The sequence below is a fragment of the Nocardia huaxiensis genome, from assembly GCF_013744875.1.
GTDB classification, from domain to species: domain Bacteria; phylum Actinomycetota; class Actinomycetes; order Mycobacteriales; family Mycobacteriaceae; genus Nocardia; species Nocardia huaxiensis.
Genome location: NZ_CP059399.1, coordinates 3517017 through 3540144 on the forward strand (window position 1 = coordinate 3517017; position 23128 = coordinate 3540144).

At 65.4% G+C, this 23128-nt stretch carries 12 protein-coding genes and 3 rRNA genes; 10 read left to right on the plus strand and 5 right to left on the minus strand.

Annotation, left to right across the window (positions count from 1 at the left end; all coding sequences use genetic code 11):
* Positions 1–14: 14 nt before the first annotated feature.
* The gene (sucB, locus tag H0264_RS15670; RefSeq protein WP_181584636.1) at positions 15–1784 is read right to left on the minus strand and encodes a 2-oxoglutarate dehydrogenase, E2 component, dihydrolipoamide succinyltransferase; all 1770 of its coding nucleotides are present in this window, start codon (positions 1782–1784) and stop codon (positions 15–17) included.
* A 544-nt stretch (positions 1785–2328) separates the two neighbouring features.
* Here sucB and H0264_RS15675 point away from each other — a divergent pair.
* Positions 2329–3123, plus strand: a complete 795-nt coding sequence (locus tag H0264_RS15675) for a helix-turn-helix transcriptional regulator (protein WP_181584637.1) — start codon at positions 2329–2331, stop codon at positions 3121–3123.
* Positions 3124–3231: 108 nt separating this feature from the next.
* On the opposite strand, the gene H0264_RS15680 is transcribed toward H0264_RS15675, so the two are convergent.
* The gene (locus H0264_RS15680) at positions 3232–4737 is read right to left on the minus strand and encodes a leucyl aminopeptidase (protein ID WP_181584638.1); all 1506 of its coding nucleotides are present in this window, start codon (positions 4735–4737) and stop codon (positions 3232–3234) included.
* A gap of 310 nt (positions 4738–5047) precedes the next feature.
* On the opposite strand from H0264_RS15680, the gene H0264_RS15685 reads away from it, so the two are divergent.
* Positions 5048–5950 (plus strand): ParA family protein, encoded by a 903-nt coding sequence (locus H0264_RS15685; RefSeq protein WP_181585585.1) that lies wholly within the window; start codon positions 5048–5050, stop codon positions 5948–5950.
* Positions 5951–5996: 46 nt separating this feature from the next.
* Here the strand turns inward: H0264_RS15685 and aztA are convergent, their stop codons facing one another.
* Complete coding sequence (gene aztA, locus H0264_RS15690; protein ID WP_181584639.1) at positions 5997–6671, minus strand: zinc ABC transporter ATP-binding protein AztA; 675 nt, start codon at positions 6669–6671, stop codon at positions 5997–5999.
* Positions 6672–6722: 51 nt separating this feature from the next.
* Here aztA and aztB point away from each other — a divergent pair, with 51 nt between their 5' ends.
* Genes aztB through aztD form a run of 3 tightly spaced genes read left to right on the plus strand, consistent with a single transcriptional unit; the run spans position 6723 to position 10902 of the window.
* The gene (gene aztB / locus H0264_RS15695) at positions 6723–8744 is read left to right on the plus strand and encodes a zinc ABC transporter permease AztB (RefSeq protein ID WP_181584640.1); all 2022 of its coding nucleotides are present in this window, start codon (positions 6723–6725) and stop codon (positions 8742–8744) included.
* Complete coding sequence (gene aztC, locus H0264_RS15700; RefSeq protein ID WP_181584641.1) at positions 8741–9706, plus strand: zinc ABC transporter substrate-binding protein AztC; 966 nt, start codon at positions 8741–8743, stop codon at positions 9704–9706. Before aztB ends, aztC begins: the two co-directional genes overlap by 4 nt.
* 32 nt (positions 9707–9738) lie before the next feature.
* Positions 9739–10902 carry a zinc metallochaperone AztD gene (aztD, locus tag H0264_RS15705; protein WP_220139988.1) on the plus strand — a complete coding sequence of 388 codons (1164 nt, stop codon included), beginning with the start codon at positions 9739–9741 and terminating at the stop codon, positions 10900–10902.
* Between the two features lie 706 nt (positions 10903–11608).
* Here aztD and H0264_RS15710 read toward each other — a convergent pair.
* The gene (locus tag H0264_RS15710; protein WP_181584643.1) at positions 11609–14167 is read right to left on the minus strand and encodes a helix-turn-helix transcriptional regulator; all 2559 of its coding nucleotides are present in this window, start codon (positions 14165–14167) and stop codon (positions 11609–11611) included.
* Between the two features lie 178 nt (positions 14168–14345).
* Here H0264_RS15710 and tuf point away from each other — a divergent pair, with 178 nt between their 5' ends.
* The 4 genes from tuf (at position 14346) to rrf (ending at position 21147) form a co-directional block, all read left to right on the plus strand.
* Positions 14346–15542, plus strand: coding sequence for an elongation factor Tu (gene tuf / locus H0264_RS15715; protein ID WP_181584644.1), 1197 nt, complete (start codon positions 14346–14348; stop codon positions 15540–15542).
* A gap of 444 nt (positions 15543–15986) precedes the next feature.
* Positions 15987–17503, plus strand: a 16S ribosomal RNA gene (locus tag H0264_RS15720).
* A gap of 329 nt (positions 17504–17832) precedes the next feature.
* Positions 17833–20938, plus strand: a 23S ribosomal RNA gene (locus H0264_RS15725).
* Positions 20939–21030: 92 nt separating this feature from the next.
* Positions 21031–21147: ribosomal RNA gene (gene rrf / locus H0264_RS15730) — 5S ribosomal RNA — on the plus strand.
* The 16S, 23S and 5S rRNA genes sit together here, the layout of an rRNA operon.
* 2 nt (positions 21148–21149) lie before the next feature.
* Here rrf and H0264_RS15735 read toward each other — a convergent pair.
* Positions 21150–21716, minus strand: a complete 567-nt coding sequence (locus H0264_RS15735) for a hypothetical protein (protein ID WP_181584645.1) — start codon at positions 21714–21716, stop codon at positions 21150–21152.
* Between the two features lie 108 nt (positions 21717–21824).
* Between H0264_RS15735 and H0264_RS15740 the strand changes: the two genes are divergently transcribed.
* Complete coding sequence (locus H0264_RS15740; protein ID WP_181584646.1) at positions 21825–23123, plus strand: plasmid pRiA4b ORF-3 family protein; 1299 nt, start codon at positions 21825–21827, stop codon at positions 23121–23123.
* The last annotated feature ends 5 nt before the right edge of the window (positions 23124–23128 follow it).

Sequence of the window (23128 nt, forward strand, 5' to 3'; positions counted from 1 at the left end):
GCGAACCGCGCTACCTACAGGCCGAGGTCGCCCTCGAACCCGGCCTCCTCGAGACGGTGCTTGACCGTGGTGAGGAAGCGGCCGGCGTCGGCGCCGTCGATGAGCCGGTGATCGTAGGTCAGCGGCAGGTAGGCCATCGAGCGGATGCCGATGAACTCGCTGCCGTCATCGCTGATCACCATGGGGCGCTTGACGATTGCCCCGGTGCCCAGCATGGCCGCCTGCGGCGTGACCAGGATCGGGGTGTCGAACAGCGCGCCCTGCGAACCGATGTTCGTGATGGTGAACGTGCCGCCCGCCAGCTCGTCCGGCTTCAGGCCGCCGGTGCGCGCCCGGTTGGCGATATCGGCGATGGCGCGGGCCAGGCCCGCCAGCGACAGGTCGTTGGCGTTGTGGATGACCGGCGACAGCAGGCCCTTGTCGGTGTCGACCGCGATGCCCAGGTTGACCACCGAGTGGTAGGTGATCTCCTTGGTCTCCTCGTTGTACGAGGCGTTCACGTTCGGGTGCACCGCCAGCGCCTCGATGACGGCCTTGGCGTAGAAGGGCAGGAACGTGATGTTCACGCCCTCCCGCTGCTTGAACGCGGCCTTGGCCTTGTTGCGCAGCGCCGCGATCTTGGTCATGTCGACCTCGTGGACCTGCGTCAGCTGCGCGGTGGTCTGCAGCGACTCGACGGTCTTGGCGGCCGTGATCTGGCGGATGCGGTTGGCCTTCTGGACCGTGCCGGGCAGGTGCGCCAGGCTCGGACGGGCGGCCGGAGCGGATGCGGCGGGCGCGGCCGGAGCGGCGGCAGCCGGGGCCGCGGCGGCGGGCGCCGGAGCCTTCTTGGCCTCGGCGGCGGCGAGCACATCCTGCTTGCGGATGCGGCCGCCGACACCGGAGCCGGTGATGCTCGCGAGGTCGACGCCGTTCTCCTGGGCCAGCTTTCGCACCAGCGGGGTCACGTAGGGGCCGCCGTTGGTGGACGGCTCGTCGGCCGGAGTCGCACCGGCGGGAACCGGAGCGGGCTTCTGCGCGGGGGCCGGAGCGGGCGCGGGAGCCGGAGCCGGAGCAGCCGCGGCGGGAGCCGGGGCCGGAGCCGGAGCAGCCGCGGCGGGAGCCGGGGCCGGAGCGGGCGCGGGAGCCGGGGCCGGAGCGGGAGCCGCGGCGGGCGAGCCCGAGCCGATCACACCGAGCTGGCCGCCGACGTTCACCACGTCGTCCTCCTGCGCGGTGATCTCCAGCAGCGTGCCCGCGACGGGCGACGGGATCTCGGTGTCGACCTTGTCGGTGGAGACCTCGAGCAGCGGCTCGTCGACCTCGACCTGATCGCCGACCTGCTTGAGCCAGCGGGTGACGGTGCCCTCGGTGACGGATTCGCCCAGCTCGGGCATCTTCACCGGGGTACCGTTCGCGGCGGCGGCGGCGGGGGCCGGAGCCGGGGCAGGCGCGGGGGCCGGAGCCGGAGCGGCGGCCTGCGGCGCGGGGGCCGGTTCGGGTGCGGGTGCGGGTGCCGGCTCAGCGGCAGCGGGGGCAGGGGCCGAAGCGGGGGCCGGAGCCTCGCCCGCGTCGCCGATCACGCCGAGTTCGCCGCCGACCTCGATGACGTCGTCTTCCTGCGCCACGATCTTGACCAGGACACCGGCTGCGGGAGACGGGATTTCGGTGTCGACCTTGTCGGTGGAGACCTCGAGCAGCGGCTCGTCGACCTCGACCGTGTCTCCTTCCTGCTTCAGCCACCTGGTCACAGTGCCCTCGGTGACGCTCTCACCAAGAGCCGGCATCTGGACGGAGAAGGCCATGTCCGTTGACTCCTCTGACTGCTCGTCGGGTTAAACAGTTTGTCTCCGGGTGGATTTCACCGCGGGTCGCGATGAACTCCCGTACGACCACCGAACTTTCTGTGGCCCCCGGAGATCCGTAGGTTGTTGTTCCGGAACCCATCCTTGCACTACCGCGCGTGCGGCGTGTCACAGGGCGGCCGATCACCGGACCTCTCGCTACCGCCGCCCGGTTTGTGAGCGGTCCCCGACCGCCGCGAACTGCGCGGACGTCCAGGTCGGGGCGTGTCCCATGTCACCGGTCGATCGGGGCGCGCACGCCTGTGGTCCGCATCGCTGTGCTGGACGTCCGACCGAGTCTGCGCCGGTGCCGGTTGTGGCTTCAACCGGCGGAAATCCCGTCATTCGGACCTCGGCGCGGCAAACCGGACGGTGGCGAGGAAAATGAATCTTCCGAAACACACGTGTGGGAAGCATGGAGTTGCCTTGTATTTGCCTGATATACAGGCAGGAGTATGGACCTCGGTCCTGGCTGCGTTGACTTTTTTCCCGAGGGGTAGCTGCATTGCATAAGAAAGAATCACCCGCGGGTGATGCGCTATCGCTACCGACCTTCGGATCAGTCCTGCGGCGGTTGCGCGATGCGCGCGGCATCTCCCGCGAAAGGCTGGCCCGCTCCGCGCATCTGAGCGCCAGCTACGTCGCGCACCTGGAACTCGACGACCGCGACCGCAAACCCACCCGCACCGTGGTGGAGGCCCTGATCGGCTGCCTGGACGAGAAGGACCTGGTATCGGACGCCGACCGCAGGCACCTCTACGACCTGGCCGGCCTGACCGGACTCGACATGCCGACCGTCGACGATCTGCGCGCGTCGCTGTCGGCGGGCATGCGGCAGAGCCTGATCCGGCACGAACCGAATCCGGCCGCCTATCTCGACACCCGCTCGAATGTGCTGGCCTGCAACGCCGCTTACGGCCAGACCTTCACCGGCATTCTCGACAACGGCAGCATTCTGCGCTGGGTATTTGCCGACGAACGCTCGAAACATGCTTTGGTGGAATGGGAACGCGAGGCATACCTGACGGTTTCGCTCGTGCGCGGTTTCATCGGCCGCTCCGACAATCCCAAATGGTGGGCCGAAACTCTCGAGGATCTCAGCCGCTTTCCGGAATTCCGGCGCATCTGGGAGGCCGGGGACGCGGGCTACGGCCGCGAGACCCCGCGCATGGTGCTGCGCGACGCCGAGACGGGCGCGACGCGCACCATCGATCTGCAGCTCTTCCAGGTGGATTCGGTCGAATACCACGACCGAATCCTGTTCGTCGTGGGCATGCCGGCGGATCCGGTCGAGGAGTAGAACAGCTCGGCCGCCGCACAAGATATATCTTTCGGCGGCCCCCGGAGAGGCTCCGGAGCGTCGCGCACGGTGTCGGCGGGACCCCTACGGCCCCGCCGACTGCCGGACTCACTCCGCGGCGATGTCTTCCAGGGTCGCGATGAGCGTGCGCACCGGAACGCCGGTGCCGCCCTTGCCGATGTAGCCGAACGGCCCGCCGGTGTTGTACGCCGGACCCGCCACATCCAGGTGCGCCCACTGCACCGACTCCGGCACGAACTCCTTGAGGAACAGTGCGGCCGAGAGCATTCCGCCCCAGCGGTGCGCCGCCACATTCGCCAGATCGGCGATCTTGGAGTTGAGATCCGCCCGCAGTTCCGTGGGAAGCGGCATGGCCCAGGCGTTCTCGCCGACGCCCTGGGAGATGCGCGCCACTCGATCGCGGAAGGCGTCGGTGCCCATGACGCCCGGGGTGCGGGTGCCCAGCGCCACCATCTGCGCACCGGTGAGGGTGGCGACGTCGATGATGTAGTCCGGCTCGTCCTCGCCCGCGCGCACGATGGCGTCGGCCAGGATCAGCCGGCCCTCGGCATCGGTATTGAGCACCTCGACGGTGGTCCCGCCGTACTGCACCAGCACATCGCCGGGGCGCTGCGCGGTGGCCGAGGGCATGTTCTCGGCCATGGGCACGGTCGCGGTGACCGTGACGGGCAGGCTCAGCCGCGCCGCCAGCAGCGTGGTGGCGATGACCGCCGCCGCGCCGCCCATATCGGAGGTCATGTTCTCCATGTTCGCGGCCGGCTTGATGGAGATGCCGCCGGTGTCGAAGGTGATGCCCTTGCCGATGAGCGCGACCTTCTTGTCACCGCCGGCGTAGGTGATGCGGATGAGCCGCGGCGGCCGCGAGGAGCCCTTGCCGACGCCGAGGATGCCGCCGTACCCCTGGGTCTCCAGCTCGTTCTCGTCCAGGATCTCCACCTGGAGCCCGGCGGCCTTGGCCAATTCGGCTGCGCGATTGGCGAATTCGGCCGGGAACAGCGCGTTCGGCGGGGTGTTCACGAAATCCCGTGCGGTGGCGACGGCTTCGGCCACGGCCTGGGCGCGGAACAGCGCCTCGACGCCGAATCCCGCGTCGGGGACCAGGAATTCGACGCGGCCGACCGGCTGGTCGCCCGGCTTCGGCGCGGACTTGGCCGACCGGAACGCGGTGAACTGGTACGCGCCGAGGTAGAAGCCCTCGGCCGCCGCACCCAGATCCAGCCCCGACAGCGTGGTGACCGCGGTGCCGGTGCCGGTGAGCGCGCGCCCGGCCACACCGGCGGACTTGCGGATCTGTTCGGCGTCGACCTTCTCGGCCGGGCCGAGGCCGACGGCCAGCACACTGTCCACGCCGAGGCCGGCGGGCGCCGGAATCCGGGTCAGCTCTTCGGGCTTGCCCTTGGCCCCGACGGCGCGGAGCGCGGCGACCAGGGCCGCGCGGGTGTCGGCGTCCAGCACATCGTTGAAGGCATCCGCGGGGGCGATCACGGGTCCGTCGTCGGCGGAGGTGAGTCCGATGACGAGCACATCGGCCTCGCCGATGCTCTCGGTGCGTACCAGTTCCGGCCCGAGCGAACGATCTGCAACAGCTGTCATGGGCCCCACGTTACTGGGCGTGTCGAATTGAGCCGGGGTTCGGCGCGTCGAAGGTGAAATGTCTGATTAGCCGGTTTGCCTGCGGCGCTTTGTCCGGGTCCGTCCCGAGAGCTGAGATCACTCGTGTCGAATCCGCCCGCTACCGGGAGCGGTCACTAGGCTGTCTCGCACCGCTGCGGCGGTACAGGCGATGGAGGGTTGCGAGCTGGTGGAGTTGCGTGGCGACGTGGTGCCCGATGCTCGCGCGGGGGAGAGCGCGGAGAACGGATTCGGCTGGGACTGGCCGTCGAAATCGTCCCGAGTCCTGGAAATGCAGCGGCCGCAGCGAATCTGGGAACGACACCCGATCCGCGGCCGCGCCCGCCCCTATGTGGTCGCCGTCTTCAATCTCAAAGGCGGCGTGGGCAAGACGACCACCACCGCGGCCCTGGCCGAAATCCTCTCGGTCGAATTCGGCAAACGCGTCCTGCTGGTCGACCTCGACCCGCAGACCAACCTCACCACCATGATGGTCGGCGAAACCCGCAGGGACGAACTGGATCACACCGACCACACCCTCGCCGCCGTCTTCGCCGACGCCCTCGGCGGCCGCCGCCCCGGCAATGCCGCCCGCCTGGTCCAGCACCAGGTATCGCCCATGTCGGTGGTCACCTCGGTGGACCTGCTCCCCGCCTCCCCGAAACTCATTGCCCAGCAGGACGATCTGCCCCACCTGCGCGGCAACGACCCCACCACCGTCCTCGCCGCCTCCCTCGCGGATGTCCTCGGCGACTACGACTACGTGCTCATCGACTGCCCGCCCAATCTGGGCACCGTCACCCAGAACGGATTGCGCATAGCCGACGGCTATCTCATCCCCACCATCCCCGACTTCATGTCCACCTACGGCATCCCCTCGGTCCAGCACCACATCCGCCACCTCGCCGACGAATGGGGCGCCCCCATAGAAGAACTCGGCGTAGTCATCACCAAGTACCGCCGCTCCTCGGCAGTCCACCGCAAGGTCCTCGACGACCTCTCCCGCAACCACGCCCTGCCCCGCCTGTTCCCCACCCGAATCCCCGAATCCAACCAAATAGCCGCCGCCGCCGAATACGCCGACTTCGGCGGCCTCCGCCAGAAGTACGGCACCGGAGGCCAATTCCTCGCCCTCCGCGAACTCACCGCCGACTTCCTCGCCACCACCCGCATCAAACTCGCCTGGGGCCGTTGACCTCTCATGCACAGCCTGCCCGGCTATACATGAGAGGCGATCAGGGCTAGGCGGCCAGGACGTGGTGCGGTGTGCCACAGCCGGCCAGCCGGCCGTCGCGGAGCATCAGGCAGTGATCGGCGCGCTCGGCCTCGGCGCGATCGTGCGTCGACTGCACCACGGTGACTCCGGTGGCGGCGGCTTCGGCGAGGACGCGTGAGATCTCCTGCTGCGCATCGATATCCAGCCCGGTTGTCGGCTCGTCGAGCAGTAGGAGATCGGATTGCTGCGCCAGGGCCCGGGCGAGGAGCGCGCGCTGGCGCTGGCCGCCGGACAGGTCGGTCAACCGTCGTTCGGCGAGAGCGGTGATGCCCATTCGCTCGAGGCTGTCACCGACCACGGCGTGATCGGCACGGGTGAGCCGCCGCCACGGTCCGCGATGCGCCCACCGCCCCATGGCCACGGTCTCGCGCACCGTGATCGGCAAGGTTGCCGGAACGGCGGACTGCTGCACCACGAAGGCGGCCCGTTCGCGGCTCGGGCGGATCACCTCGCCGCGCAGGGGTGCGATCACCCCGGCCAGCACGCCGAGCAGCGTGGACTTTCCGGATCCGTTCGGCCCGACGATCGCGGTCACCCGGCCGGCCGGAATTGTGGCCGTCACCTCGTGCAAGACGGTCCGTGACCGGTAGCCCGCAGTTAGCTTGTCAATGCGAGTTTCCAACGCCGCTCGTGTGTTCACTACCTCACCTACCTTGAACTGAAAATCGTTTTCAGTATATGGTCCCGTGCCGTGGAGTTCCTGATCGCCCCGTTCGAGGTGTCCTTCGTGCAGAGAGCACTCTGGGGCGGACTGCTTGTCTCCTGCGTCTGCGCCCTGGCCGGGACCTGGGTTGTGATGCGCGGCATGGCATTCCTGGGCGAGGCCATGGCGCACGGGCTGCTGCCCGGAGTTGCCGTGGCATCGCTGCTGGGCGGAAACGTGCTTCTGGGAGCGGCTTTCAGCGCCGGAGCCATGGCGGCGGGCGTCACCGTCATGGGCCGCAGCGCCCGCTTCGCCGCCGACACCGCCATCGGCCTGCTGTTCGCGGGCATGCTCTCGCTCGGTGTGATCATCGTGTCCCGCTCGCAATCCTTCGCAGTGGACGTGACCGGCATGCTGTTCGGCGACATCCTCGCCATCCGCGACCGCGACCTGGTCTATCTGGTTGTGGCCCTAGGTATTTCGCTGGTGATCGCGGTCCTCGGTCACCGCGCGTTCGTGGCCCTGGCCTTCGACCCGCGCACCGCGCACACCCTGGGCCTGCGACCCCGGCTCGCACACGCCGCCCTCTTGGCACTGCTGACGCTGGCGATCGTCGCCTCCTTTCATATCGTGGGCACCCTGCTGGTCTTCGGCCTGCTCATCGCCCCGCCCGCCGCTGCCACCTACTGGTCCCACCGCATCCCGGTGATAATGGCCCTGGCCGCGCTGTTCGGCGGATTCTCCACCGTCACAGGACTTCTCGTGTCCTGGCATGCGGGCACCGCGGCGGGCGCGACCATCGCCGCCATCGCGGTCGGACTGTTCTTCGCCTCCGCGCTGACGGCCGCCCTGCGTGCGACCCTCCGCCGTGCGGGCGGATTCGGCTGGTCCCGTCGCCGTCTCGCCGCAGCCTCTCCGAATCTTGTTGTGGCGGTCGCCGTTCTGGCCTCGCTCGGCTCCCTGCTCGGCTGCGGCAAACCGGCGGACGACCCCGCCCCGGCCGACCTCCCGCACGGCTACGTGCCGGGCGCGGAGGAAACCGATTCACCCCGAACACGTTTGGTGGTCTCCGATACGGACGGAGCGATCCGCGTCATAGACCTGCTCACCGAAAAGGTCTCCGATGCAGGCCGGATCCCTGGCATCTCGGGTATCGCCGCCGACGACCGCTTCGCCTACCCGGCCACCGCCGACACCGCACGCATTGTCGACGGCGGCGCCTGGACCGTCGACCACGGCGACCATATGCACTACTACATGACCGACGTCCGCGAGCTCGGCGCACTCGGGCACGGCGGAATCCTGTCCGTGCACAGCGATTCCGAGACGGTCACGGTGATCACCCGCACCGGCACCTACCTGCTCGGCCGCAAGGCGCTGGATTCGGGCTCGATCATCGAACAGCGCACCCTCGCGGGCCTGGCCGTCCCGTACGCCTCCCACCTGATCACGGTGAACCCGTCCGGGCAGGCCGAAGTCCGGGACCGTGACGGCGCGACCCTGCAACCGCTGCCCGAACCGTGCATGGACCCGCGTGGCTCCGCGACCACCCGCCGCGGCATCGTATTCGGCTGCGCCGACGGCGCACTGGTCGTCACCGCCGATGAAGGCGTCTTCACGGCCGAGAAGATCGCTTACCCGGGCGCGGTGCCAGAAGCCGAGCGCCCGACCGCATTCACGCACCGCCCCGGCAGCACCACCGTGGTCGCCCGAGCCGGTGACCGCGGCGTCTGGCTGCTCGACATCCGTTCCGGCAGCTGGCGACTGCTCGACATCGGCCCGGTGATCGCGGCCAACACAGCCGGAGAAGGCAGCTCTCTCCTGACTCTGACCGCGGACGGCGTCCTGCACAGCTACGACGTCGCCACCGGCGCTGAAACCAGGCGCACCCCACTGCTTTCCGCGCCGGTACCCGGCACGGTTGTGATCGAGATCGACGCCAATCGCGCCTACATCAACGACCCGCAGGCCAGGGCCGTCCACGAGATCGACTATCGCGACAACCTCCGCCGCGCCCGCACCTTCCCACTCGATATCGCCCCCGCATACATGGTGGAGACCGGCCGATGATCACTACTCGCCATGAGCCGCAAACCACCCCGACTCGCGCCGATGCCTCCGCGCGTCGGCGCGCGACCCTCGTCGCCTGCGCGCTGTTGCTGGCGATCGCGGCCCTGCTGCCGGGCTGCGCCCGCACGGATGCCGACCGCCTCGAAATCGTGGTGACCACAAACATTCTCGGCGACCTCACCCGCGCCCTGGCCGGTGACGCGGCCTCGGTCATGGTGCTCATGCCGCCCGGCGCGGACCCGCACCAGTTCGCCATCTCGGCCCAGCAGGCCGCCCGCATCGAACAGGCCGCCCTCCTGATCCACAATGGCCTCGGCCTGGAGGAGGGCGTACAACGCCACGTCTCCGCCGCCGAACAGTCCGGCGTCGCAACCCTTTCCGTTGGTGAGCAGATCGATCCGATCGACTACCGCGCCACCGACCGCCCCGACCCGCACTTCTGGACCGACCCGGCCCGCACCCGCAAGGCCGTCGAGCTGATCAGCTCCCGGCTGCTGGAGCTCCCCGGAATCGACACCGCCGCAGTGCGTTCGAACACCGACCGCTACCTGGCAGAGCTGGACGCCCTCGACGCCTGGATGACCTCGAGCTTCGCTTCCATCCCGCCCGAGCAACGCCGCTTGGTCACCAACCATCACGTATTCGGCTACCTGGCTCAGCGTTTCGGCTTCGAGGTCATCGGCGCGATCGTCCCCAGCGGCACCGCTCTCGCCTCCCCGAGCGCCTCCGATCTCGCCGACCTCGCGACGGCCGTCCGCACGGCAGGCGTCCGCGCCGTGTTCGCCGACTCCTCCCAGCCCGATCGCCTCGCCCGAGTCCTGGCCGAGCAGGCGGGCCTGAACGTGAAAGTCGTGTCCCTGCACACCGAATCGCTCACCGAACCGGGCGGGGGAGCGGCCACCTACCTGGAAATGATGCGCACCAACACCGAGGCCATAGTCACCGGCCTCACCGCACCCTGATCAACCCCGTTTGTCCGATGAGGAGTTCCCCCATGCGTTTTCGTCCCGCCTCCGCGGCGGCCCTGACCGGCCTGCTGGCCTCGGCCGTCGCGCTCAGCGGCTGCGGCTCGGAGAAATCCGACGCCGCCCCGAAGATCACCGACCCGATCGCCGTCACCTACGACGGCGGCATCTACCTGCTCGACGGTGAAACCCTGAAGGTCGCAAGCGATCTGAAGCTCGAAGGCTTCAACCGCCTGAACCCCGCGGGCGACGACACCCACATGATGGTGTCCACCAAGACCGGCTTCCGCGTCCTCGACGCCGCGAACGCCAACTTCACCGATATCGAATTCCCCGGCGCCAAGCCCGGTCACGTGGTCCGCCACGCCGACCGCACCGTCCTGTTCGCCGACGGCACCGGCGAGGTCACCATCTTCGACCCGCACGATCTTGCGAACGGCAAGCCGGAAACCGAGGTGTACCAGGCCGCCGCCCCGCATCACGGTGTGGCAGTGCAGCTTTCCACCGGCGAGCTGGTGGTCACCCTCGGCACCGAGGAGAAGCGCGTCGGCATGGCCGTCCTCGGCAAGGACCGCAAGGAGATCGTCCGCAACGAGGACTGCCCCGGTGTCCACGGCGAATCCGCCGCCGCCGGTGAAGCGATCGTGATCGGTTGCCAGACCGGCGCTCTCATCTACCGCAACGGCGCCATCACCAAGGTCACCAGCCCCACCCCCTACGGCCGCATCGGCAACCAGTCCGGCAGCCCCGAGTCTCCCATCGTGCTCGGCGACTACAAGCAGGACAAGAACGCCGAATTGGAACGCCCCCAGCAGGTTTCGCTCATCGACACCCGCGACGGCAGCCTCCGTCTGGTTCCGCTGGGCACCAGCTACACCTTCCGCTCCCTGGCCCGCGGCCCCCACGGCGAGGCGCTGGTCCTCGGCACCGACGGCAAGATCCACGTCATCGACCCGGTCGCGGCCACGGTGACCCGCACCATCCCGGTCATCGGCTCCTGGGAGGAACCGCTGCAGTGGCAGCAGGCCCGCCCCGCCCTCTTCGTCCGTGGCGCAGAGGTTTTCGTCAGTGACCCGGCCACCAAGCAGATCCACCGCGTCGACCTCACCGCCGGCAAGGTCGTCACCTCGGTGACCCTGGACGCCGCCCCGAACGAACTCAGCGGAGTCGTCGGCGAGAACCACGGCCACTGAGCCGTAACCCGAACGCTCCTGCCCCGGTGGTCAAGGCAGGAGCGTTCGGCGTCTCGCCTAGCAGCTGTAGGCGTAGGTGATCCCCGCCGACGTGGCAACACCCGTCCCCGCCATCGATCCGAATCTCCCCGCCATTGTCGTAGTACAGGCTGTGCACGCTGACCCCACCGCGCGGCAGCCCACTCGGATCCTCCAGATGCAAAGCGGCGCCACTGTTCTGGCTCCACGCCTGGTCCCGTTCGTCAGGCGTCACGCACACATGATCCGTCGGCCTGGTCTCCCGCCACACATACCCCTGCACACAGGTATCCGGCCCGTAATCACCCCCGGTGGCCGACCGATGCGCGTCCGCCTCACTGTTCTGCCGCGCCGCCCGCCGCGCGTACTCGAGTGGTCCACCACTCTGCCGTCACACAGCCCACCCGGAGACGATCGAATCTGTTCCGCAGACCCCGGAACAAGGCGGCGCAGGACCCGGATTCGACACCGCCATTCGAGATCCCCACAGATTCGGCGGCCCGACAATGTTCCTCTGGATCCTCTTCCGCAATCACTGCTACCGCGCCATCCCACCGCGCGCCCGCACCGTCGCCGGGGCGGCACCGGCGCGCCCCCGGCGACCTCACCCCGACAACCGGCCGCCGCACCCGCCGGCCGTCGCACTGCCATTGTGGGATGGATCGCCCTGTATTCCTCCCGGCGCAGGCTATCCCCGCCAGTCCGCTGTGCCCGCGCGCAGCAGTGCGCACAGTTCGGATCGGTTGGCGACGCCGAGCTTTTGGTAGGCGATGTGCAGGTTGTTTTCCACGGTGCGCACCGACAGGACGAGTCGTTCCGCGATGTCGCGGTTCGGCAACCCGTCGGCCGCGAGCCGGGCGATCTCCAGTTCTCGCGGGGTGAGCCGCGGTGCGTCGAGGCGTGCCAGCGCGGGCGTGATCACGCCCTCGCAGGCGTCCGCGAGCAGCCGAGCGCGGGCCGTCGCCGAGCGGGCGGATGCGGAGCGGCCCGCCCTGTCGAAGACATCGGCGGCCTGGGCCGCGGCATCAGCGGCGAGCAAGAGGTAGCCGAGTGTTTCGAATCGCTGCGACACAGCCGTCAGCTCGGATCCATCGTTCGCCACCATCGCACGCGCGTGATCGGCTGCGGCCCGGGAGAATTCGCCCTGACAGCTCATCGCCAGTTCTGCGAGCTGTTCCGCGACACCCGCCGCGCATCCGAGCCGCACGGCATCGTGACCGGCCACCACCGCCTGGGTGATCGCCCCGGCGTGCCGCATGCGCTCCACATTGTCGAGCGCGATTTCCCCGGCCCGCGCGAATTCCCCGCGCGCCACCGCAATCCACGGCCGCGCCAGATCGACGCCGAAGCCCAGCACCACCTCGAGCGCCGTCTCCGCACCTTGGGCGAGCGCCGCTTCGGCAGTCTCGACATCCCCGGCCAATGCCGCGGCCGTCGCGAGCTCAGCCCATCGATGCGCCTGCATATCGCTCAAAGCGACTCCGGGAGTGGGGATTGCGAGCAGACGTGCCGCCGTCCGAACCCGCCCGCGCTGCCGTTCCAAGGCGCCGCGCGCGTGCGCGTTCTCGGCCTCCGACACCGCCCAGTCGGTGCCTTCCCCGGTCGTCGTCTCACCCAATTCCACTGCGGTGGCGGCTGTTTCGAGCTCACCGGCAAAAGAAGCGGCGATCTGCTTGATCCCCTGCAAGGCGCGCACGTACACCGGCACCGCGTCCTGCCACTGCTCCCGGCAGTCCAGCGCCGCCTCCACATCGGCCAGCGCATCCACCGTCCGCCCTATGAACGTGAGAATCCACCCCCGCTGTCCCACGGCCTGCGCCCGCATCGGAACACTCACCGGGTCCGCGAGTATCGCGTCCACCACGGTGAGCGCCTTGTCGAAATGCCCCAGCGCGAAGTGGATCGACGACTGCCAGAACATCAGCTCCTGCCGGTTCTCGGCCTCGGTGAGCAGCATCTCCGCCGTCTCCACCAGCGCGATGGCCTCCTCGGCGCGCCCCAGCGTCGCCAGAATGTTCAACCGCGTGGAGATCATCAATGTCCGAGTCCGCTCATCACACGGCTGTTCCCACGCCTGCGCCAGCACCGCCTCGGCCTGATCCAGCTTCCCGCCGTACCCGAGCACCGGCGCGAGCAAGACCGCTGCCTCCGGCCCCGCCCCCGATTCCACTGCCGCCCACCCGAATCGCTCGGCCAGCGGATAGTCGTACCCCGCCCAGGCCAGCCGCAGCGCCGCCAGCAACGGCCCCGGCTCGGAGCTCATCCCAGCCTCCAACCGCCACAACGCGATCCGCAGCTGGTCCCCGCGACCATCGGTGTCGTGCAGCTCGACCAGCCGTCGATACCGGTTCATGGTGCGCAGTCGCGGCAGTCCCGCCCGGACGACCTCCCCGTACAGCGGATGCGTCAGCCGAACCTCGGTACCGGCCTCGTCCGCGATCGTGACGAGCCCGCGCTCCTCCGCGCTCGCGAGCGCCTGCGGATCCTCCCCGGCGAGCAGTATGTTCAGCTCGATCGGCTCGCCGAGCGCGACCAGTTCGAGCACCTCCGCCTCCGCGGTGGTCAAGGCCCCGATGCGGGTGGTGATCAGCTCGCGCAGCTGTCCCGAGAGCGGTGCCGCCCCGCTCCAGCGCCACACGCCATCCTGCTGCGTGAGTTCCCCGCGCGTGACCGCCTCGTTCACCAATTCCCGCAGATACAGCATGTTCCCGCGACTGAGCGAGATCAGCCGCTCGGCGTTCTCGACCGATCCGCCCAGTACCCGCCTGAGCACCTCGGCCGCATCGGCATCGGAGAGCGGCTCCAATTCGATGCGTTCCGCCGGTCCCTCCCGCCACAGCGACCGGATCGTCTCCGGGCATGCCTCTCCGGACCGGACAGTCACCAAGAGCTGCTGCCCGCTGTCCGCCAGTTGCCGCACGAGCGCCCCCGACACCGCATCCAGTTGATGTGCGTCATCGACGACGAGCACCCCGCGCACGGCCTTCCGCACCAATTGCCCCGCCCATCCCAGCAGGTTGTCGGTCACCGCCTCCCCGGGCAGCAGTGCCCCGAATGCCCCGAGCGGCAGCGCTTTCGCGGCTTCGCTCCCGCGCACCCGCGCGGCCCCCGGCGCGGCCTCCGCCGCCAGCCGGCTCTTCCCGACCCCGGCCCCGCCCGCGAGCACCACGCTCCCGCCGCTTCCCAGCACCCGCCGGATTCGCGACAGTTCCTCACCCCGGCCCGCGAAAGGCCACGTCAACGACATCCCCGGATTGTAGGAACCTGTCGTCAATCCCGCTCGACTGCTGATCAGTTCATTTCCGACCTTTCACCCGACCAGCCCAATACTCTGAAATCGACACCGCAGTCGGGCATTGTCCAGCGGTGTCCTCACCCCTCCCCGATGTCCGCCTCGGATCCCACGGGCGCACAGGAGGATCGCAGTGGCGAAGGCGAAGTTCCAGCGGACCAAGCCGCATGTCAATGTCGGCACCATCGGCCACATCGACCACGGCAAAACCACGCTGACGGCGGCAATCACCAAGGTGCTGCACGAACAACATCCGGATCTCAATCCGTTCACCCCCTTCGACGCCATCGACAAGGCCCCGGAGGAACGGCAGCGCGGCATCACCATCTCCATCGCGCATGTCGAGTACCAGACCGAGAACCGGCACTACGCCCACGTCGACTGCCCCGGCCACGCCGACTACATCAAGAACATGATCACCGGCGCGGCCCAGATGGACGGCGCGATCCTGGTGGTGGCCGCCACCGACGGCCCCATGCCACAGACCAAGGAGCACGTGATCCTGGCCCGACAGGTCGGCGTCCCCAAAATCGTTGTGGCCCTGAACAAATGCGACATGGTCGACGACGAGGAGATCCTCGAGCTGGTCGAGATGGAAGTCCAGGACCTGCTCAACGAATACGAGTTCGACGGCGACAACAGCCCCGTGGTCCGCATCTCCGCCTATCAGGCGCTGGAGAATCCGGGCGGGGAGTGGGGCTCCGGCATCGTCGAACTGCTCGGGGCCGTCGACTCCTGGATCGACACGCCCGCCCGTGAGGTGGAGAAGCCGTTCCTCATGCCCATCGAGGACGTCTTCACCATCACCGGCCGCGGCACCGTGGTCACCGGACGCATCGAACGCGGCATCCTCAAGGTCAATGCCGAGGTGGAGATCGTCGGCATTCGCCCCAAGACCACGAAGACCACGGTCACCGGCATCGAAATGTTCCGCAAGCTGCTGGATGAGGGCCAGGCCGGCGAGAACGTCGGACTCCTGCTGCGCGGTATCCGCCGTGAGGATGTGGAGCGCGGCCAGTGCGTCATCAAGCCCGGCACGGTCACGCCGCACACCGAGTTCGAGGGCCAGGCGTACATCCTCTCCAAGGAGGAGGGCGGTCGGCACACACCGTTCTTCAACAACTACCGCCCGCAGTTCTACTTCCGTACGACCGATGTCACCGGCGTGGTCACGCTCCCCGAGAGCGTCGAGATGGTGCTCCCGGGCGACAACGTCCATATGTCGGTGAAGCTGATCCAGCCCATTGCCATGGAAGTCGGCCTCAAATTCGCCATCCGCGAGGGCGGCCGCACGGTCGGGGCGGGGCAGATTACGAAGATCATCAAGTAGAAGCCCGCAAAAATCGCTCTGACCAGCCGATTTGACATTGCTTTGTAGCGACACGTAACTTATTCCAGGTCAGAGCGACACGGACACCGACCCGGAGCCCCAAGGGCCTGGGAAACGAGGTTGGACGAGGAGCGCCTGATGATCACACTGGTTCCACCCTGATCAGCGGATTTGGTTCTGCTGCGACGGCTGGGCTAAGCTGTAAAAGTTGCCTCACGAACGAGCGGGACAAGCGCCCGGGAGTTCGTTTGTGCGTGTGTTCTTTGAGAACTCAATAGTGTGTCGATGAATGTCAGTGCCAATGTTTTATTGGTTCCGATCTTCACCCCCCGTGTGAGGGTCGGACATTTAGTCAGCTTAATTTCCGAGCTGGCGTTTATTTTGCTGGGTTTTCGGACTCACGTTTACTTCTGATTGCACTCTTCGGAGTGTGGTTGAGAGTCTTCAACGGAGAGTTTGATCCTGGCTCAGGACGAACGCTGGCGGCGTGCTTAACACATGCAAGTCGAGCGGTAAGGCCCTTCGGGGTACACGAGCGGCGAACGGGTGAGTAACACGTGGGTGATCTGCCTCGCACTCTGGGATAAGCCTGGGAAACTGGGTCTAATACCGGATATGAGCACCGAGTGCATGCTTGGTGTTGGAAAGGTTTACTGGTGCGAGATGGGCCCGCGGCCTATCAGCTTGTTGGTGGGGTAATGGCCTACCAAGGCGACGACGGGTAGCCGGCCTGAGAGGGCGACCGGCCACACTGGGACTGAGACACGGCCCAGACTCCTACGGGAGGCAGCAGTGGGGAATATTGCACAATGGGCGAAAGCCTGATGCAGCGACGCCGCGTGAGGGATGACGGCCTTCGGGTTGTAAACCTCTTTCGACAGGGACGAAGCGCAAGTGACGGTACCTGTAGAAGAAGCACCGGCCAACTACGTGCCAGCAGCCGCGGTAATACGTAGGGTGCGAGCGTTGTCCGGAATTACTGGGCGTAAAGAGCTTGTAGGCGGTCTGTCACGTCGATTGTGAAAACTCGCGGCTCAACCGCGAGCCTGCAGTCGATACGGGCAGACTAGAGTACTTCAGGGGAGACTGGAATTCCTGGTGTAGCGGTGAAATGCGCAGATATCAGGAGGAACACCGGTGGCGAAGGCGGGTCTCTGGGAAGTAACTGACGCTGAGAAGCGAAAGCGTGGGTAGCGAACAGGATTAGATACCCTGGTAGTCCACGCCGTAAACGGTGGGTACTAGGTGTGGGTTTCCTTCCACGGGATCCGTGCCGTAGCTAACGCATTAAGTACCCCGCCTGGGGAGTACGGCCGCAAGGCTAAAACTCAAAGGAATTGACGGGGGCCCGCACAAGCGGCGGAGCATGTGGATTAATTCGATGCAACGCGAAGAACCTTACCTGGGTTTGACATACACCGGAAAGCCATAGAGATATGGCCCCCCTTGTGGTCGGTGTACAGGTGGTGCATGGCTGTCGTCAGCTCGTGTCGTGAGATGTTGGGTTAAGTCCCGCAACGAGCGCAACCCTTATCTTATGTTGCCAGCGCGTAATGGCGGGGACTCGTGAGAGACTGCCGGGGTCAACTCGGAGGAAGGTGGGGACGACGTCAAGTCATCATGCCCCTTATGTCCAGGGCTTCACACATGCTACAATGGCCGGTACAGAGGGCTGCGATACCGTGAGGTGGAGCGAATCCCTTAAAGCCGGTCTCAGTTCGGATCGGGGTCTGCAACTCGACCCCGTGAAGTTGGAGTCGCTAGTAATCGCAGATCAGCAACGCTGCGGTGAATACGTTCCCGGGCCTTGTACACACCGCCCGTCACGTCATGAAAGTCGGTAACACCCGAAGCCAGTGGCCTAACCCTTGTGGAGGGAGCTGTCGAAGGTGGGATTGGCGATTGGGACGAAGTCGTAACAAGGTAGCCGTACCGGAAGGTGCGGCTGGATCACCTCCTTTCTAAGGAGCATCTAGCGCATGTCACCTCGAACAGTCGAGAGAGACTGCGCCAGAGCCGTTTCGGACTCACACGTAGTCCGGCGGAGCTCATGGGTGGAACACTGACAACTTTCATCGCACCAAGTTCGGAGCCAAGTCTTCGAGCGCGGTGAATATACCGACACACTATTGGGTCCTGAAAGAATACGCGTTTCGCGTTTCTTTCCAGGCAAGATAACGATCCGCTCGGATCTCCTCGAAACCGCCGGCCTCGCCGGTCAGGTCCTGGAAAACCGATTCGATGCGGGTGTGTTGTTTGAGAACTGCACAGTGGACGCGAGCATCTTTGTTAGTAAGTGTGTAAGAGCGTACGGTGGATGCCTTGGCACCAGGAGCCGATGAAGGACGTAGGAGGCTGCGATAAGCCTCGGGGAGCTGTCAACCGAGCTGAGATCCGAGGATTTCCGAATGGGGAAACCCAGCACGAGTGATGTCGTGTTACCCGCGCCTGAATATATAGGGCGTGTGGAGGGAACGTGGGGAAGTGAAACATCTCAGTACCCACAGGAAGAGAAAACAACAGTGATTCCGTGAGTAGTGGCGAGCGAAAGCGGAAGAGGCTAAACCAGGAGCGCGTGATAGCCGGCAGGCGTTTCGTTCTTGGGGTTGTGGGACCTATCTTCCTAGTTCTGCCGAACTAGGCAACAGTAAGAAACCAGAGCGTTAGTCGAATTGGTCTGGGACGGCCAACCGTAGAGGGTGAGAGTCCTGTAGACGAAAACGATCTGGCTGTTGTGATGGGCACCCGAGTAGCAGCGGGCCCGTGAAATCTGCTGTGAATCTGTCGGGACCACCCGATAAGCCTGAATACTACCTGGTGACCGATAGCGGACTAGTACCGTGAGGGAAAGGTGAAAAGTACCCCGGGAGGGGAGTGAAATAGTACCTGAAACCGTGCGCTTACAATCCGTCAGAGCCCTCATTGTGGGGTGATGGCGTGCCTTTTGAAGAATGAGCCTGCGAGTCATCGGTGTGTGGCGAGGTTAACCCGTGTGGGGGAGCCGTAGCGAAAGCGAGTCCGAATAGGGCGAGTGAGTCGCACACTATGGACCCGAAGCGGAGTGATCTACCCATGGCCAGGGTGAAGCGACGGTAAGACGTCGTGGAGGCCCGAACCCACTTAGGTTGAAAACTGAGGGGATGAGCTGTGGGTAGGGGTGAAAGGCCAATCAAACTCCGTGATAGCTGGTTCTCCCCGAAATGCATTTAGGTGCAGCGTCGCGTGTTTCTCACCGGAGGTAGAGCTACTGGATGGCCTAGGGGGCCCACAAGCTTACCGAAGTCAGCCAAACTCCGAATGCCGGTGAGTGAGAGCGCGGCAGTGAGACTGTGGGGGATAAGCTTCATAGTCGAGAGGGAAACAGCCCAGATCGCCGGCTAAGGCCCCTAAGCGTGTACTAAGTGGAAAAGGATGTGGGGTCGCGAAGACAACCAGGAGGTTGGCTTAGAAGCAGCCACCCTTGAAAGAGTGCGTAATAGCTCACTGGTCAAGTGATCCTGCGCCGACAATGTAGCGGGGCTCAAGTACACCGCCGAAGCCGCGGCATTCACACATTATCCCGCCTTCGGGCCAGGAGTGTGGATGGGTAGGGGAGCGTCGTGTAGCCAGGGAAGCGGCGGAGTGATCCAGCCGTGGAGGCTGCGCGAGTGAGAATGCAGGCATGAGTAGCGAAAGACGAGTGAGAAACTCGTCCGCCGAATGACCAAGGGTTCCTGGGCCAGGTTAATCCGCCCAGGGTGAGTCGGGACCTAAGGCGAGGCCGACAGGCGTAGTCGATGGACAACGGGTTGATATTCCCGTACCCGTGTATCCGCGCCCAATGGCGAATCAGTTGTGCTAAGTATCCAAAAGCGGATGGACCTCCTTCGGGAGGCCGGAAGTGGCTGCATACGACCCTGGCTGTAGTAGTCAAGCGATGGGGTGACGCAGGAAGGTAGCTGGGCCAGGTGATGGAATACCTGGTGTAAGCCTGTAGGGCGTGGTGTAGGCAAATCCGCACCGCATACAGCCTGAGAGGTGATGCGTAGCCGATTGAGGCGAATTCAGTGATCCTATGCTGCCGAGAAAAGCCTCTAGTGAGTTGATACACGGCCCGTACCCCAAACCGACACAGGTGGTCAGGTAGAGAATACCAAGGCGATCGAGATAACTGTGGTTAAGGAACTCGGCAAAATGCCCCCGTAACTTCGGGAGAAGGGGGACCTTGCTTGGTGACATCCCTTGCGGATCGAGCTGAGTGAGGTCGCAGAGACCAGAGAGAAGCGACTGTTTACTAAAAACACAGGTCCGTGCGAAGTCGTAAGACGATGTATACGGACTGACGCCTGCCCGGTGCCGGAAGGTTAAGAGGACCGGTTAGCGCTTCGGCGCGAAGCTGAGAATTTAAGCCCCGGTAAACGGCGGTGGTAACTATAACCATCCTAAGGTAGCGAAATTCCTTGTCGGGTAAGTTCCGACCTGCACGAATGGCGTAACGACTTCTCTGCTGTCTCAACCACAGACTCGGCGAAATTGCAGTACGAGTAAAGATGCTCGTTACGCGCGGCAGGACGAAAAGACCCCGGGACCTTCACTATAGCTTGGTATTGGTGTTCGGTACGGTTTGTGTAGGATAGGTGGGAGACTTTGATCCAGGGACGCCAGTTTCTGGGGAGTCGTCGTTGAAATACCACTCTGATCGTATTGGACCTCTAACCTCGGACCCTGATCGGGTTCAGGGACAGTGCCTGGTGGGTAGTTTAACTGGGGCGGTTGCCTCCCAAAATGTAACGGAGGCGCCCAAAGGTTCCCTCAGCCTGGTTGGCAATCAGGTGTCGAGTGCAAGTGCACAAGGGAGCTTGACTGTGAGACCGACAGGTCGAGCAGGGACGAAAGTCGGGACTAGTGATCCGGCACCGGCAAGTGGAAGCGGTGTCGCTCAACGGATAAAAGGTACCCCGGGGATAACAGGCTGATCTTCCCCAAGAGTCCATATCGACGGGATGGTTTGGCACCTCGATGTCGGCTCGTCGCATCCTGGGGCTGGAGTAGGTCCCAAGGGTTGGGCTGTTCGCCCATTAAAGCGGCACGCGAGCTGGGTTTAGAACGTCGTGAGACAGTTCGGTCTCTATCCGCCGCGCGCGTCAGAAACTTGAGGAAGGCTGTCCCTAGTACGAGAGGACCGGGACGGACGAACCTCTGGTGTGCCAGTTGTTCCGCCAGGAGCACGGCTGGTTTGCTACGTTCGGAAGGGATAACCGCTGAAAGCATCTAAGCGGGAAGCCTGTTCCAAGATGAGGTTTCTCACCCACTTGATGGGGTAAGGCCCCCGACAGACCATCGGGTTGATAGGCCGGAACTGGAAGCCAGGTAACTGGTGCAGGTGACCGGTACTAATAGGCCGAGGACTTACCAACAAAGAAGCTACGCGTCCACTGTGCGGTATCTGAAACAACACACGCATGCTCGCAGCCCGGAAGGGCGCGCAAGCGTGACAGTTTCATAGAGTTACGGCGGCTATAGCGGTGGGGAAACGCCCGGTCCCATTCCGAACCCGGAAGCTAAGGCCACCTGCGCCGATGGTACTGCACTCGACAGGGTGTGGGAGAGTAGGACACCGCCGGAACATCATTCGCGAAACCCCCTGACCTCGGTCAGGGGGTTTCTGCGTTTCCGGAACAAAATGGTGAACCCCACGAACAGCGCAATTCCCGGGAACAGCAAGAACATCGGCAGCTCATACCGCACGTCGTCAGCCGGCTTCGGTCCGACAATTCCGAGCGGATCATGTGTGACCACGATCCGATCACCCACCGCATGCCGCTTCGCCGTCTCCTCCATGCGTCCACCCAATCGATTCCCATCAGGACCCGCGAGCCGAATCCAGCAATCCGAACTCTGCCCGCGAATCCGATGGCAATATCGATCGACAACCACGCCGGATGTGGTTTCCCCGACCGCCTTCAGATAGGCGATCGGCACCGCGGTACTGCCGGGCACCAGCGTGCCGAAGACCAACGTTGTCGCCGCGACCGCCGTCCACCTCGGCGTCCCGCGCTGCCAGGTCGTTCCCTCGTACAGCACCGTGCAAACGACGATTCCCCACCCGAGGATGAGTGCGAACTGCCCGCCGTGTGCCGCGATGAGCGGCCCGACACATATGGCCCCCGATACGCGGAGAACACCCCACCACATCCCCGCAACCTACTCGTTCGTTCGCACCCCAAACATCGAAACGGCGTGTCGTGCGCGAGAACTCGTAGTCGAGCTCGATCGTCCGTTGTGCCTGGCAGGCTCGCCGCCATGACCCCAGTAAGCCGTGGCCGCAAGGCCGGTAAGCGCGGCAAGCCGTCCCGCTCCGAATATGCGGAGCTCGCCGACCTGCGCCGCAAGTTCGGTTCGGCCGTAACAGGATTCGACCCCTTCGAGGATCCGCTGGATGCGGAGTTGTTGGCCGCCTACCTGCTCGAGACCCTTGCCGACGACCCGGGTGACGTCGAATCCCAGTTCGTCCGAGCTGTTCTCGATATCGCGATCCCCGGAATCGCCGCTGCGGCCTCATCGAAAGCGGTCGCCATCCTGCGAGCCATCGCCGCACTCACGGTGGGCGAGGTATCCATGACCGCAGCCGGCGAAGCCGACCGGCTGATCGCGCAAGGCGTTGCCGTGCCGCCCTGGGTAGCCGAGCTGTCCGAACCGGTGACGGTATCCGACTGCACTCGTGTGTCCGAGCCGGAGGACGATGTCGTGTTGCTCCTGGCAGCCATTCACCGTGCCGGCCGCTCACACGTACTGGTCGCCGCGGTCGACCACCTCGATGATGGCGGCGTGGTCAACCTCAGCCTGTCGGCGCATACGCGGGTGAGCGAGTTCCTCGACGACCTGCGCGAGACCATGCCCGACCAGGTGTCAGAGCCGTTGTCCCCGGCGAGCTTTCGTACTCAACTGGAATCGGCCCTGGAGATCCGGTCCGACAGGTACTGGCACGCCCGGCAAATCCTGCGCTCGTCCGTCGACGCCCAGGAGGACATCGACAACGAGGACGACTACCGTGCCCTGGCCAAGCTCGTCCGGGCCCGTTTGGCCGGCCTGCCGGCCGCTCCCGTTCCTCACGACGTAGACGGCTCCCTCATGGACTTGCCGCCCCGCCGCGGGGAGTCCGACGGCCGAGCACCGATCGCTCACCTCAAAGTCCGTCTCCCAGAGGTCTATCCAACGATCTGGCGCCGTCTCGAGGTCCCTTTCGATATCACCCTGGAGCACCTGCACCGGGTGCTCCAAGCGGCTTTCGGCTGGGAAACCGTCCACCCCTACCTCTTTCTGACCCGCTCCGGCGCCTTCACGAATATCGAATGCGACTGCGGTGGCCACCGAAGCGAATCGCTGACCCTGGAGCAGATCGCGGAGGGTCAGAACGCGCGTCTGGCCTACCGTTACGACCCCGACGAGCAACGAGAACTCCACATTCTGCTCACACGACTGTCGGCCCCCGAGCAAGACGTGCGCTATCCCCGCTGCACAGGCGGCCGCCGGTCCGTCGCGCCCGAACCCGGCCCAGCCGGTTTCGATATGAACCGAATCAACCAGACCCTCGAGGCGTGACCAGC